The sequence below is a fragment of the Streptomyces chromofuscus genome (assembly GCF_015160875.1).
Lineage (GTDB): Bacteria > Actinomycetota > Actinomycetes > Streptomycetales > Streptomycetaceae > Streptomyces > Streptomyces chromofuscus.
The window spans coordinates 1,674,301-1,687,721 of record NZ_CP063374.1 but is presented as its reverse complement, the minus strand read 5'-3'; the positions used below and the strand labels follow the sequence as shown (position 1 = coordinate 1,687,721).

Below are 13,421 nucleotides of genomic sequence, written 5' to 3'. Positions count from 1 at the left end.
GGTCCGCGGCGTCGGGCAAAGGCCCGCTGCGCACCCCCGTTCCCCCGTTCGTCGCGCTCGCGGCATGGTCAGGCGGACATCAGCAGCCGTTCGCGCCTGGCGTACGCCAGGGCCTCCGGCGTGAGCACGGGGCGCGGCACCAGGATTCCGCAGTCCGTGCAGACCGGACCCGAGGAGGGCTCGTGGTCCAGGTCGTACTTCCACATCAGACGCTCCCCGGCGCACACGGGGCACGTCGATCCGGGCTCGCGCTCCAGCGCGGCGATCAGCCGCCGCAGCACCTCGGCCAGCGGCTCGTCCGGGTGCACCTCGGGGTCGTCGCACCAGGCGACCCCGAAACCGCCCCAGGTCAGCCGGTGCCAGTCGTCCACCGTGCCCGGCCGGCGCAGCCCGTCGTGCTTCTCCTTCTTACGGCGTTCGGCGAAGTCGACCTCATAGGCCAGCCACACCGCGCGCGCCTCCTCCAGCTCCTCCAACGCGGCCACGAGCCGCGCCGGATCGGGAGAACGGTCCTCCGGGCCGAACCCGGCCCGGGTGCACAAGTGGTCCCAGGTCGCCCTGTGCCCGTAGGGGGCGAACCGCTCAAGGCACTTGCGCAGCGAATAGCGCCGTAGCGCCAGATCGCACCGGGGGTCGCGTACCTGTCTCGCCAGACTCCGGAAACCGGCCATCGCCCTGCACCTCCGTCACACCTGCACCTGTACTTCGGTCACTTCGGCGTCGTCGTACGGACGTCGACGAATAGACGTATCGACCAGCGATTCGGCTCCATCCGATGTCCTCCGTGCGACGACGACCGCCTCCGCCGGTCCGTGCGTCCCGTGCAAGTGACGCGTGTTCACCCTCCGGGCCGGGGACAACCGGCGGTGACGCCCGGACCGCCCCGTTTCGGGAGGAGCCGCCCTGCCACGGCGCACCCCACGCGACGCGCTCGACAGAGGGAGAACTCCCCACACATCCCACGGGTTCCTGAAGACGGCTTCCGTATGCGTCCTGATTGCCGGTCTTTTGTCCCCGCTGTCCCGAGCGGCGGCCGACGACCACGGCAACCGCACCCTCTTCGCCGGCGTGTCCCGCCGCGGTGACGTGACGATCGTCCGAGGGTGCTCCGGCGCATCGCGCCAGGTCGCCGCCTTCGGCAGCGGCCGGGTGCGGCGGGTGTGCGGCTATGTCGACACATGCATGCGTACGGTGCTCGGCGAGCGGGTCCAGGACCCGCTCGCCGAGCACCGTACGGAGCGGGTCCAGGACCCGCTCGCACCTAGGCCCCGGGCGAAGGGCTCAGCGGTACACGAGGTACTGGCCGCGCACCTCCCGGAACGCCGTCAGCTCCTGCTGCCACCCCGCCACGACGTCGTCGGTGCCCGCCCCGGCGTCGATCATCGTGCGGACGAGCGTGGAGCCGGTGAGCCTGTCGATCCAGTTGTCCGAGCGCCACGCGAAGCCGCTCCAGCTCCGCTTGGCGGTGATCAGCAGGGCGATCCCGGTGCGGACGGGGTCGAACGCCGCCCGGTCGTGGACGTGCAACTGGACGCCGCCGATGGTCCGGCCCTGGAACTTGGAGAAGGTGGGCGCGAAGTACGCCTCCCTGAAGTGCACGCCGGGCAGGCCGAGTTCGCCCGCCGCCTCGGCCCAACGACGGTCGACGCCCTCCGCGCCGAGCAGTTCGAAGGGGCGGGTGGTGCCACGCCCCTCGGAGAGGTTCGTGCCCTCGAACAGACACGTGCCCGCGTACACCAGAGCGGTGTCGGGCGTCGGCATGTTGGGGCTCGGCGGCACCCACGGCAGACCGGAGGCGTCGTAGAACTCCGACCGTCGCCACCCGGTCATGCGCACGGTGTCCAGGGGGACCGGCGAGGGCAGGAACTCCTCGTTGAACAGCAGCGCCAGCTCCACGACCGTCATGCCGTGCGCCTGGGAGATCGGCTGCCGGCCGACGAAGGTGGCGAACTCCCTGTGCAGCACCGGCCCTTCGGCCGAGACCCCGGTCACCGGGTTGGGCCGGTCGAGCACGACGACGCGCTTGCCCGCGAGCCGGGCCGCCTCCATGCAGTCGTACAGGGTCCAGATGTACGTGTAGAAGCGCGCGCCCACGTCCTGGATGTCGAAGACGACCGTGTCCACGCCGGACGCCGTGAAGATGTCGGCCAGCGGCTGACCGCTCTTCTGGTAGGTGTCGTAGACGGGCAGGCCGGTCGCCGGGTCGTCGTGGCGGCCCTCGGAGCCGCCGGCCTGGGCGGTGCCGCGGAAGCCGTGCTCCGGGCCGAAGACGGCGGTGAGGTTCACCCGGTCGTCGGCGTGCATCACGTCGACGATGTGGCGGGCGTCCCTGGTGATGCCGGTCGGGTTGGTGACGACACCGACGCGGTCGCCGTCGAGGAGCGCGTACCCTTCGGCGGCGAGGCGCTCGAATCCGGTGCGCAGCCGGCGACCCCCGCCTGTGGACGCGGCCGCCGCCGGGGCCGCCGATGCCGCGACCGCCGCGGTGGTGGTGGCGAGCAGGCTGCGTCTGGACAGCTTCATACGGAGGCCTCCGTGATCGCGGGCGGATGTCATGCTCACGCACGCTAGCGGCCCCGGGCCGCCACGGGAACGAACCGGGCCGGACTTCGGCCCGGCCGTCACCCTTCCCCCGCACATACCGACCGGTTAGTCTGGCCGCGCGGGGGCCGAGCCGAGCGCGTCGAAGGAGACCGATGGTGGGAGCCGTGCAGGGTGCCGGAGTGATCGTCACCGGGGCAGGGGGCGGGATCGGGGCCGCGTTGGCCCGCCGGTTCGCCGCCGAGGGCGGCCGGGTCGTCGTCAACGACCTGGACGCGGACCGGGCCAGAGCCGTCGCCGACGAGATCGGCGGCATCGCCGTCCCCGGGGACGCCTCAGCGATCGTGGCCGAGGCCAAGGACGCCCTCGGCGGGGCCGTGGACGTCTACTGCGCCAACGCCGGGGTCGGCTCCGGCGGCTCCGAGGCGGCCGGAGAAGAGGTCTGGCAGCTGGCCTGGGACGTCAACGTGATGGCACACGTGCGGGCCGCCCAGGCGCTGCTCCCCGACTGGGTGGAGCGCGGCAGCGGACGGTTCGTGTCCACCGTGTCGGCCGCCGGGCTGCTCACCATGATCGGCGCCGCGCCGTACAGCGTCACCAAGCACGGCGCCTACGCCTTCGCCGAGTGGCTGTCCCTGACGTACCGCCACCGGGGTGTGAAGGTGCACGCCATCTGCCCGCAGGGTGTGCGCACCGACATGCTCGCCGCCACCGGCAGCGCGGGCGACCTGGTGCTGGTGCCGACCGCGATCGAGCCGGAAGACGTCGCCGACGCCCTGTTCAAGGGCATCGAGGAGGACCGGTTCCTGATCCTGCCGCACCCCGAGGTCGCCGGGTACTACAAGGCCCGGGCCGCTGATCCGGAACGCTGGCTGACCAGCATGAACCACATCCAGCAGCGGTGGGAGGCGGCCCCGTGACCGGCTCCCGGTATGCCGCGAGGCCCTGGCTTGCCCTGCTCGACGAGGCCCAGCGCGCCCCCGTCAGCCCCGACGACTCGCTGGTCCACGCCCTGCGCCGGGTCGTCGCCGAGGCACCGGAGCGCACGTTCCTCGCCTACTTCGACGGACGTCTGAGTTATCGCGAGGTGGACGAGCTGAGCGACTCCGTCGCCGGGCACCTCGCCGCGCGGGGCGTGGCGCGGGGAGACCGCGTCGCCGTGCTGCTGCAGAACTCGCCGCACTTCGTGCTCGCCGTCCTGGGCGCCTGGAAGGCGGGCGCGGTGGTCGTGCCCGTCAACCCGATGTACAAGTCGGGGGAGGTCGGGCACGTGCTGCGGGACGGCGAGGTGACCGCGCTGATCTGCTCCGACCGCGCCTGGGATTCGTATCTGCGCGAGACGGCGGCCGGCTCGCCGGTGCGGAGCGTGCTCACCGCCTGCGAGCTGGACTTCCAGACGCGGAGCGACGCCCGCGTGCTGACCTTCGGACGGGCGGCGCGGGCCGCCGACGCCGACGACCTGACCGCCGTCGCGCGGGCCGGTCACAAGGCGCCGGACGGGCGCGCGCCGGGCCCCGACGACATCGCGCTGATCAGTTACACGTCCGGCACCAGCGGCACCCCCAAGGGGGCCACCAACACGCACGGCAACATCATGTACAACGCCGAACGGCAGCGGACCGGCCTGGGGCTGCCCGAGGCGCCGGTGTACTTCGCGATGGCGCCGCTGTTCCACATCACCGGCATGGTCTGCCAGCTCGGGGCGTGCCTGAACAGCGCAGGCACGCTGGTGCTGGCGTACCGCTTCGAGGCGGGGGTCGTCCTGGACGCGTTCGCCGAGCACCGGCCCCACTACACGGTCGGGCCGTCGACCGCCTTCATGGCACTGGCCGCGCATCCGTCGGTCACCCGGGAGCACTTCTCGTCGTTCCGGATCGTCTCCTCCGGCGGGGCGCCGCTGCCGCCCGCGCTGGTGGAGAAGTTCCGGGCCGGGTTCGGGCCGTACATCCGCAACGGCTACGGGCTCACCGAGTGCACCGCGCCCTGCGCCGCCGTGCCGCCCGGCCACGAGGCGCCCGTCGACCCGGCCTCGGGAACGCTCGCCGTGGGCGTGCCCGGCCCCGACGGCGTGGTGCGGATCGTCGACGACGCGGGCGAGGAGATGCCGTTCGGGGAGCAGGGCGAGATCGTCGTCAGCGGGCCGCAGGTCGTGCCCGGCTACTGGCGGCGGCCCGACGCCACCGCCGAGACCTTCCCCGGCGGGGAGCTGCGCACCGGGGACATCGGGTTCATGGACGCCGACGGGTGGCTGTACGTCGTCGACCGTAAGAAGGACATGATCAACGCCTCCGGGTTCAAGGTCTGGCCGCGCGAGGTCGAGGACGTGCTCTACACCCATCCGGCGGTGCGCGAGGCGGCCGTCGTCGGCGTGCCCGACGGCTACCGGGGCGAGACCGTCAAGGCCTACATCAGCCTGCGTCCGGGGACCACGCCGGACCCGGACGAACTCGCGGCGTACTGCAAGGAGAGACTGGCCGCCTACAAGTACCCGAGGCTGGTGGAGATCCTGCCCGACTTGCCGAAGACGGCAAGTGGGAAGATCCTCCGTCGGGAGTTGCGCTCCCGTTCTCACGAAAGTCAGTAGGACCTCACGGAAGGCAGGTGGCGGCAGTGCCCAGGACGACGGACACGGACGGGACGCCTGTGCCGCAGCGGCTGCTGGCCGCCGCCACCCGGCTCTTCGCCGAGCAGGGCTACGACCGCACCTCGGTGCAGGAGATCGTCGAGGCGGCCGGCGTCACCAAGGGAGCCCTGTATCACTACTTCGGCTCCAAGGACGACCTCCTGCACGAGGTCTACGCGCGCGTGCTGCGCGTCCAGCAGGAACGCCTGGACGCGTTCGCGGACGCCGACGAGCCGGTCGAGAAGCGGGTGCGGGACGCGGCCGCCGACGTGGTGGTGACGACCATCGAGAACCTCGACGACGCGATGATCTTCTTCCGCTCCATGCACCATCTGAGCCCGGAGAAGAACAAGCAGGTGCGGGCCGAGCGCCGGCGCTACCACGAACGCTTCCGTGCGCTCATCGAGGAGGGCCAGCAGGCGGGCGTCTTCTCCCGGGCGACTCCGGCCGACCTGGTGGTGGACTACCACTTCGGCTCCGTGCACCACCTGTCGACCTGGTACCGCCCCGACGGGCCGATGAGCCCCCAGGAGGTCGCCGACCACCTGGCCGACCTGCTGCTGCGGGCACTGCGGCCCTGAGCCCGCGCGGGCGGGGGGCGGTCGTGGCCGCCCCCCGCCCGTCGGCTCACAGGTACTTCTTCAGCTCCCGCCGCGCCAGCGACCGCTGGTGCACCTCGTCCGGGCCGTCCGCGATCATCAGCGTGCGGGCGCCCGCGTACAGCTCGGCCAGCGGGAAGTCCTGGCTCACACCGCCCGCGCCGTGCAGCTGGATCGCCTTGTCGAGGATGCCGACGACCGTGCGCGGAGTGGCGATCTTGATGGCCTGGATCTCCGTGTGCGCGCCCCGGTTGCCGACCGTGTCCATCATCCAGGCGGTCTTCAGCACCAGCAGCCGCAGCTGCTCCACCGCCACCCGCGCGTCGGCGATCCAGTTGTGCACCACGCCCTGCTGGGCCAGCGCCTTGCCGAACGCCTGGCGCTCGACCGCCCGCCGGCACATCAGCTCGATCGCCCGCTCCGCCATGCCGATCAGCCGCATGCAGTGGTGGATCCGGCCGGGGCCGAGCCGCGCCTGGGCGATGGCGAAGCCGCCGCCCTCCTCGCCGACGAGGTTCGACACCGGCACGCGCGCGTGGTCGAAGACCACCTCGGCGTGGCCGCCGTGGTAGTGGTCCTCGTACCCGAAGACCTGCATGGCCCGCTCGACCGTCACGCCCGGCGTGTCGCGGGGTACCAGGACCATGGACTGCTGGCGGCGGATGTCCGGTCCGTCCGGGTCGGTCTTGCCCATCACGATGAAGATCTTGCAGTCCGGGTTCATGGCCCCGGAGATGTACCACTTGCGGCCGGTGACGACGTACTCGTCGCCGTCCCGCTCGATGTGCGTGGTGATGTTCGTGGCGTCCGAGGAGGCCACCTCGGGCTCGGTCATCGCGAACGCCGACCGGATCTCACCGGCGAGCAAGGGCTGAAGCCACTGCTTCTTCTGCGCCTCGTCGCCGAACTGGGCGAGCACCTCCATGTTCCCGGTGTCCGGCGCCGCGCAGTTCGTCGCGGTGGGCGCGAGCTGCGGGGAACGGCCGGTGATCTCGGCGAGCGGGGCGTACTGGAGGTTGGTGAGGCCGGCGCCGTACTCGGAGTCGGGCAGGAAGAGGTTCCACAGGCCCTGCCGGCGCGCCTCGGCCTTCAGCTCCTCGACGACCGGCGGGGTGTCCCACGGCGAGGCGAGTCCGGCCCGCTGCTCGTGGGCGACCGCCTCCGCCGGGTACACGTACTCGTCCATGAAGGCGAGCAGCTTGGCGCGCAGCTCCTCGGTGCGCGCGTCGAACGCGAAGTCCATGCCGGTCAGCCTTCCTGGAGAGTGGTGAGACCGTGCTCGATGAAGACGGGAACCAGGTCGCCGATGCGGTCGAAACCGCGGCCGACCGTCTGGCCCAGGGTGTAGCGGTAGTGGATGCCCTCCAGGATCACGGCGAGCTTGAACCAGGCGAACGCCGTGTACCAGGAGACCGCGGATACGTCGCGTCCCGACCGGGCGGCGTAGCGCTCGATCAGCTCGGCCGGCGCCGGGTGCCCCGGGGCCTCGGCCGTGGTGGAGACCGGCGAGTCGGGCATGCCGAGCGGCATGCTGTACATCACCAGCAGGCCCAGGTCGGTCAGCGGGTCGCCGAGCGTGGACATCTCCCAGTCGAGGACGGCCGTGATCTCGTCGTCGCCGTTCACCAGGACGTTGTCGAGGCGGTAGTCGCCGTGCACGACGGCCGGGGCGGGCGAGGCGGGCAGGGCCCGGCCGAGCGCCGCGTGCAGTTCGTCGATGCCGGCCAGCTCCCGGTTGCGGGAGGCGTCCAGCTGCTTGCCCCAGCGGCGCAGCTGGCGGTCCAGGAAGCCCTCGGGGCGGCCGAAGTCGGCGAGGCCGACCTCCTGCGGGTCCACCGCGTGCAGGTCGACGAGCGTGTCCACCAGGGACAGGACCACGTCGCGGGTGCGCCCGGGGCCGAGCGGGGCGAGCTGGTCGGCGGTGCGGTACGGGGTGCCGGGCACGAACTCCATGACGTAGAACGGCGCTCCGAGCACCTCCTCGTCCTCGCAGAGCAGCAGCGTGCGCGGCACCGGGACCTTTGTCGGCCCGAGGGCGCTGATCACCCGGTGCTCGCGCCTCATGTCGTGCGCGGTGGCCAGGACGTGCCCGAGCGGGGGGCGTCGGACGACCCACTGCGACACGCCGTCGGAGACCGCGTAGGTGAGGTTCGACCGTCCGCCCTCGATCAGCCGGCCGGTCAGCGGGCCGCGCACCGGACCGGGCAGCTCGCGGTCGAGCAGGCCGCGCAGCCGGACGGGATCGAGGCCTGGCGGGTGGTCGGAAGCCATCGTCGCTCCTACGGACGTGTGAACAAGACTCGACTTATGATGCCGACCGGTCGGTATGCCGTCCAGAGCGCCGGTCGAACGTGATCGGCGCCACGATAAGCCGACAGCTCCCCGCGCGGGGAGGCGGGGAGCTGTCCGAAGGTGCTTCGGTGTGCAGGTCCGTGTGCTCTCGGGAGCTGCCGGCGGGCGGCGCAGGGGGCGCCCGCCTCAGTGGTCGTCCCAGTGACCCTCGTGCTCGGCGTGCCGGTGACCGTCGTGGAGGTAGTCCATGTGGTCGCCGTGCGGCACCCGCAGGTGGCCGCAGTCCTCGCCGTGCTGGTGGTCGTGGCCGTCGTGGGCGCTGTGCTGGGAGGGTTCGCACTCGTCCCAGTGGCCCTCGTGCGCACGGTGCAGATGGCCGTCGTGCGCGTAGTCGACGTGGTCGCCGTGCGGGACCTCGGCGTGCCCGCAGGCGGGGCCGTGGCTGTGCGGATGGGCGGAGTGCTCCTCGTGCAGGGTGGTCATGGCGTTCACCTTCCGGTGCGGGGGACGGACGACCGACAGGCTGCCACGGGAAGCGGGCATATCCGGGCATCCGGGCTTCGTGGCGTCCGGGTGCCCCACGGCCGTCGGGCACAGGGGCCGCCGGTCAGAGGACCAGCACCGATGCGCACACCGCGAGCGCCGCCGTGCACAGGGCCGCCGCGGCGGCGTACCGGGGGGTCAGGGCCGCGGGCCGGGCGGAGGACGCCAGCGCGCGGATGCGGCCGTGGGCGACGAGCAGGAGGCCCAGCCACAGGAGGCAGCACAGGGCGCCCACGAGGATCCGGGGCGCCGTGACGCCGCCGTGCAGGGCCGTGCGTGCCGCCAGCACCGCGGCGACGGTGCCCGAGAGGGTCGTACGCCGCCAGGCGAGCCGGGTCCGCTCCGGCTGGAGCCCGGGATCCCGGGCTCCGGCGTCGACGGCGCTCACCCCTCCCACCCGAACAGCACCACGACGACCATCGCCACGGCCACCACCGCGACGACCAGGCTCAGCAGCGCCGGGAACCGCGACACCGGCAGATCCTCGCCCCGCCGCATCGCGCGTTCGCAGCTCACCCAGTGGTTGACCGCCCGCAGCGAGCACAGCACGCCCGCTCCGAGCAGGGCGAGCGCCAGGCCGACCCGCCAGCCCCGGTTCAGGTCCGGCAGGAACTGGTCCACCGCGAACCCGCCGCCGATCAGCGCGAGCGCGGTGCGCAGCCAGGCCAGGAAGGTGCGCTCGTTCGCCAGGGAGAAGCGGTAGTCGGGCGTGTCGCCCTCCTCCCGGATCCGCTGGGGCCCGAACCAGAGCCGGACGTTGCGCACGAGTTCGCTCACGCGCACGACCCTATCGGGATCGCCGCGCCGGGCACGGTCAGCGCCGGAACGCCTCCAGCCGGTGGTACGCCGCCAGGCCGTCCGGCACCCACTCCCACGCGCCGAGCCGCCGCCGTACCTCCTCCTCCGGCAGGAAGTCGTGCCAGGCCACCTCCTCGGCCTGCGGGCTGACCGGAAGCTCGCAGCGGACCTCGTACACCGCGGACCACCAGCTGAGGCCGGCGCCGTCGTCGTACAGGAACTTGAAGAGGTACGAGGGGCGGGGCAGGCCGCTGACGCCGAGTTCCTCCTCGGCCTCGCGCAGGGCGGCGTCGTCGTAGGACTCGCCCGCGCCGACGACGCCGCCGACGAACATGTCGTAGAGGGAGGGGAAGACCAGCTTGGTGGGCGTGCGGCGGTGCACGAAGACACGGCCCTCGGCGTCCCGGGCCTGGACGAACACGCACCGGTGCCGCAGGCCGCGCGCGTACACCTCGCCGCGTGGGGACCGGCCGATCACGCGGTCCTGCTCGTCGACGACGTCGAGAATCTCGTCAGCAGCGCTCATGGGGCCATCCAAGCAGGCCACGCGACGGCGCTTGCGGCCGTTCGGGGGTGGGGAGGCCGGTCGGGCATGAGGGGCGTCGGTGAGCCGAGGGTTCGTCGTGTGCCGGTGGGGCGTCGGGCGGGCGAAGGTTGCTGAGTGCCGGGGGCGTCGGGCAGCCGAAGGTTGCTGAGTGCCGGGGGCGTCGGGCAGCCCAAGGTGACTCAGTGCCGGAGGGACGTCGGGGACCCGCGGGCTCTCCGGTCGTGGGGGCGTCGCGGCGGCTCACGACCGTCGGCTCCGCCGTGAGGGCATGCCGCGGTGGAGGACCGTCGGTTTCGCCGTGAGGGCATGCTGCGGTGGAGGACCGTCGGTTTCGCCGTGAGGGCATGCTGCGGTGCAGGGCCGCCGGTTTCGCCGTGAGGGCATGCCGCGGTGCAGGGCCGTCGGTTCCGCCGTCGGGGTGCGTCGGCGCCGGTCAGTGCGTCGCCGCGCCCTGCAGCACGGGCACCGGCACGCGGGCCTGGACGATCGTGCCGCGGGGCATCGCGGGGTGCAGGCCGAGGAGGACGATGCCCGTCACGACGGCCGCCAGCCCCGTCGCCTGCCAGGCCAGCGCGCCGGTGCCCGTCTGCAGCCGGTCGCCGAGGAAGCCGACTCCGCAGACGATGCCGGCCAGCGGCTGGGCGGCGGTGAGGGCGGGCAGCGACTTGCGCAGGGGCGCGGTCTCGAACGCGCTCTGCACCAGGATCAGCCCGGTGACGCCGATGACCAGCACCGCGTACGGCTGCCAGGAGGTGAGCAGTCCGCCCATGCCGCTCGCGGCGAAGCGGTCGCCGCTGACGCGGGTCAGCGCGTCCTGCACGCCGTAGAGCAGACCCGCCGCCAGGGCCAGCAGCACCGGACCCGAGCCGAGCCGGGAGCGCTTGGCGGACAGGGTCAGCAGCAGCGCCAGGCCGCCCATCGCGCCGATGATCAGCCACATGCGCGACGGATCCGCGACCGCCGTCCCGCTGCGCGGCTGACCGGCCACGATGAACGCGGTCACGCCGCCCGCCAGCAGCACGAGGCCGGCCCAGCCCTGGCGGCCGAGCGCCTGCCGGGTCTGGCGGCGGGACAGGGCGAGGGCGAACAGCAGGTTGGTCGCGAGAAGGGGCTCCACCAGGCAGAGCTGTCCCCGGCCGAGCGCGGCGGCGCCGAGGCCCATGCCGGCCACCATCAGCGCGATGCCGCCGAGCCAGCGCGGCACCTTCACCAGGTCCAGCAGCAGCCGGGGGGAGAGGAAGTCGTCGCGGGGGGCCTGCTGCGCCGCGTTCTGCTGCAGGACGAAGCCGAAGCCCAGGCAGCAGGCGGCGCTCACGGCGAGAACCAGGACCAGGACCGACAAGCTGGCCACCTCGTTGATCTTCGTGGGGGGTGGGGGACCGCGCCGGGCGGTGCGGGGACCGCGTCAGGCGGTCGTACCGGGTCACGGCGGCCGGCGCGCGGGCCGGAGGCGGCGTGACGTCCCAGCCATGGTCCGGGGTGCGCTGCCGTGGCGCCATGGCGCACGTCACACCCGCCCCTCGGGTGGCCGCTCACGCGGGTCCGTGCCTCGGCGGACGTGGCCGGGCGTGGTTACGGAAGTCTGACGTCGGCCCCGGAGCCCTGGTCCGGCCGCCCCCGCCGGTGCTCGAATGGTCGTGTGAACTCCGGACAACCCGAGCAGGAGGGCCGGCCGATCGGCCGCCGGGTCCTGCTCGGCACCCTCGGCCTGGGCGCCCTCGGCGTGGTCGCCGCGCCCGCCCTGCAACGCGGACTGGAGTCCTTCCTCGGCAGCGCCGCCGACAAGGACCCCACAGGCCTGACCGGCCTCCTCCCGAACGGCGGCGGCTTCCGCTACTACTCCGTAGCCGCCTCCGTACCGCACAAGAACGCCACCACCTACCGCCTCACGGTCGACGGCCTCGTCGACCGGCCGCGCACCTACACGCTGCCCGAGCTGCGTGCCCTGCCGCAGACCCGCCTGGTCCGGGACGTGCAGTGCGTCACCGGCTGGCGTGTCCCGGACACCCCCTTCGAGGGCGTACGGCTGTCGGCGCTGCTGGACGCGGCCGGCGTGCGCCCCACCGCGAAGGCGGTCCGCTTCACCTGCTTCGACGGCACCTACTCCGAGAGCCTCACCCTCGGCCAGGCCCGCCGCGCCGACGTCCTGGTCGCCCTGCGGATGCAGGACGAGGACGTCAGCCACGCGCACGGCGGCCCGGTCCGCCTCTATGTGGCGCCGATGTACTTCTACAAGTCCGCGAAGTGGCTCTCCGGCATCACCGTCACCGAGGACGTGGAGCCGGGCTACTGGGAGGAGCGCGGTTACGACATCGACGCCTGGGTCGGCCGTTCGAACGGACGGGACGATGAGCCTACGAGCTGACGCGCCCGTCCGGGCCACGGAGGTACGCCGGTTCAGCCGGGCCGAACGGTGGGTGCACCGCACGTCCGCCTTCCTGATGGGCGTGTGCGTACTGACGGCGGCCTGCCTGTACGTCCCCGAGCTCGCCGAGCTCGTCGGGCGCCGCGCTCTCGTCGTCACCGTCCACCAGTGGGCGGGCCTCGCGCTGCCGGTGCCGGTCCTGGCGGGGCTCGCCTCCCGCGCCTTCCGGGGCGATGTGCGGCTGCTGAACCGCTTCGGCCCGCACGACCGGGTCTGGCTGCGTGCCGCCCTGCGCCGGGACAAGCGGCACTCGGCGCGCCCGGCGGGGAAGTTCAACGCCGGGCAGAAGATCTACGCGGCCTGGATCGCCGGAGCGACGCTGGTGATGCTGGGCACGGGCCTGATCATGTGGTTCACCCACCTCACCCCACTGGTGTGGCGGACCAGCGCGACCTTCGTCCACGACTGGCTGGCCCTCACCATGGGCATCGTCCTGGCCGGTCACATCGGCATGGCGCTGGGGGACCCGGAGGCGCGGCGCGGGATGCGCACGGGCGCGGTGAGCCGGGAGTGGGCGGAACGGGAGCACTCCCAGTGGCGCACCTAGTCGTTACGGGAGCACTGCCGGCGGCGCACCTGGTCGATCAAGGACCGTGAGCACCCTCTGTGGCGCACCTGGTACTCCAGTTGGATCCGGCAGGCGCCGGGTCTCTGCCACGGTGAGCGGGACGAGGGCTGACCGTTTCTGCTGCCGCCCTTGGATCGCCGCCGGTCTGGGCGGCAGGGGCGGTGTGGGCGAGCGTGGCAGGGTGATGTGCTGATGCCGGCCGGGACAGCGGCGGACTCGTACTCGTCGAGGCCGCACTCGTTCTTCGCGGCGGCCGGCCCTTCTTCCGCTCGACCGGCGCCGGCAGACCACGCACCTGGTCCCGCATCCGCCGCCGTGCATCCACCCGGGCGAACCGGCCTGCCACCCGAGCGAACACCGACTCCAACTCATCCTGCCACTGGCCGACTTCAGCTGTCGCCTCCATACCCGGACAACGACAACCACCAGCTCACGACACGAAACCTGACCGGAGTACCAAGCCAGAAGGCCGTGCGGGGCGAGCG

Annotated in this window: 14 protein-coding genes and 1 pseudogene; 5 read left to right on the top strand and 10 right to left on the bottom strand. The window is 72.7% G+C overall.

The window, feature by feature from the left end:
* Positions 1–68 precede the first annotated feature (68 nt).
* Positions 69–671 carry a hypothetical protein gene (locus IPT68_RS07635; RefSeq protein ID WP_189699500.1) on the bottom strand — a complete coding sequence of 201 codons (603 nt, stop codon included), beginning with the start codon at positions 669–671 and terminating at the stop codon, positions 69–71.
* Between the two features lie 610 nt (positions 672–1,281).
* Complete coding sequence (locus tag IPT68_RS07630) at positions 1,282–2,523, bottom strand: exo-beta-N-acetylmuramidase NamZ family protein (RefSeq protein ID WP_189699499.1); 1,242 nt, start codon at positions 2,521–2,523, stop codon at positions 1,282–1,284.
* A 173-nt stretch (positions 2,524–2,696) separates the two neighbouring features.
* On the opposite strand from IPT68_RS07630, the gene IPT68_RS07625 reads away from it, so the two are divergent.
* From IPT68_RS07625 to IPT68_RS07615, 3 genes are read left to right on the top strand one after another with little or no spacing between them, the layout of a single operon-like run.
* Positions 2,697–3,461, top strand: coding sequence for an SDR family oxidoreductase (locus IPT68_RS07625; protein ID WP_189699498.1), 765 nt, complete (start codon positions 2,697–2,699; stop codon positions 3,459–3,461).
* Positions 3,458–5,125, top strand: coding sequence for a class I adenylate-forming enzyme family protein (locus IPT68_RS07620; RefSeq protein WP_189699497.1), 1,668 nt, complete (start codon positions 3,458–3,460; stop codon positions 5,123–5,125). The genes IPT68_RS07625 and IPT68_RS07620 overlap by 4 nt, the downstream gene beginning before the upstream one ends.
* Positions 5,126–5,151: 26 nt before the next feature.
* The gene (locus IPT68_RS07615; protein ID WP_189699496.1) at positions 5,152–5,745 is read left to right on the top strand and encodes a TetR/AcrR family transcriptional regulator; all 594 of its coding nucleotides are present in this window, start codon (positions 5,152–5,154) and stop codon (positions 5,743–5,745) included.
* 46 nt (positions 5,746–5,791) lie between these two features.
* On the opposite strand, the gene IPT68_RS07610 is transcribed toward IPT68_RS07615, so the two are convergent.
* From IPT68_RS07610 to IPT68_RS07580, 7 genes are all read right to left on the bottom strand, one after another.
* Positions 5,792–7,006: an acyl-CoA dehydrogenase family protein gene (locus IPT68_RS07610; RefSeq protein WP_189699495.1), complete on the bottom strand. Its 1,215-nt coding sequence runs from the start codon at positions 7,004–7,006 to the stop codon at positions 5,792–5,794.
* A 5-nt stretch (positions 7,007–7,011) separates the two neighbouring features.
* Positions 7,012–8,034 (bottom strand): phosphotransferase family protein, encoded by a 1,023-nt coding sequence (locus tag IPT68_RS07605; protein ID WP_189699494.1) that lies wholly within the window; start codon positions 8,032–8,034, stop codon positions 7,012–7,014.
* Between the two features lie 207 nt (positions 8,035–8,241).
* The gene (locus tag IPT68_RS07600) at positions 8,242–8,538 is read right to left on the bottom strand and encodes a hypothetical protein (protein WP_189699493.1); all 297 of its coding nucleotides are present in this window, start codon (positions 8,536–8,538) and stop codon (positions 8,242–8,244) included.
* A 124-nt stretch (positions 8,539–8,662) separates the two neighbouring features.
* Positions 8,663–8,995 carry a DUF202 domain-containing protein gene (locus IPT68_RS07595; RefSeq protein WP_373300646.1) on the bottom strand — a complete coding sequence of 111 codons (333 nt, stop codon included), beginning with the start codon at positions 8,993–8,995 and terminating at the stop codon, positions 8,663–8,665.
* Positions 8,983–9,375, bottom strand: coding sequence for a YidH family protein (locus IPT68_RS07590; protein ID WP_189699491.1), 393 nt, complete (start codon positions 9,373–9,375; stop codon positions 8,983–8,985). The genes IPT68_RS07595 and IPT68_RS07590 overlap by 13 nt, the downstream gene beginning before the upstream one ends.
* 37 nt (positions 9,376–9,412) lie before the next feature.
* On the bottom strand, positions 9,413–9,922 hold the full coding sequence (locus IPT68_RS07585; RefSeq protein WP_189699490.1) for an NUDIX hydrolase: 510 nt from the start codon (positions 9,920–9,922) through the stop codon (positions 9,413–9,415).
* Positions 9,923–10,376: 454 nt separating this feature from the next.
* Positions 10,377–11,285: a DMT family transporter gene (locus IPT68_RS07580; RefSeq protein WP_189699593.1), complete on the bottom strand. Its 909-nt coding sequence runs from the start codon at positions 11,283–11,285 to the stop codon at positions 10,377–10,379.
* Positions 11,286–11,582: 297 nt separating this feature from the next.
* Between IPT68_RS07580 and IPT68_RS07575 the strand changes: the two genes are divergently transcribed.
* Both IPT68_RS07575 and IPT68_RS07570 read left to right on the top strand, forming a co-directional pair.
* Positions 11,583–12,308, top strand: a complete 726-nt coding sequence (locus tag IPT68_RS07575) for a molybdopterin-dependent oxidoreductase (protein ID WP_189699489.1) — start codon at positions 11,583–11,585, stop codon at positions 12,306–12,308.
* Positions 12,292–12,915: a cytochrome b/b6 domain-containing protein gene (locus IPT68_RS07570; RefSeq protein WP_189699488.1), complete on the top strand. Its 624-nt coding sequence runs from the start codon at positions 12,292–12,294 to the stop codon at positions 12,913–12,915. Before IPT68_RS07575 ends, IPT68_RS07570 begins: the two co-directional genes overlap by 17 nt.
* 277 nt (positions 12,916–13,192) lie before the next feature.
* Here IPT68_RS07570 and IPT68_RS35195 read toward each other — a convergent pair.
* Positions 13,193–13,342: pseudogene (locus IPT68_RS35195) on the bottom strand (IS701 family transposase); the annotation flags it as partial.
* Positions 13,343–13,421 lie beyond the last annotated feature (79 nt).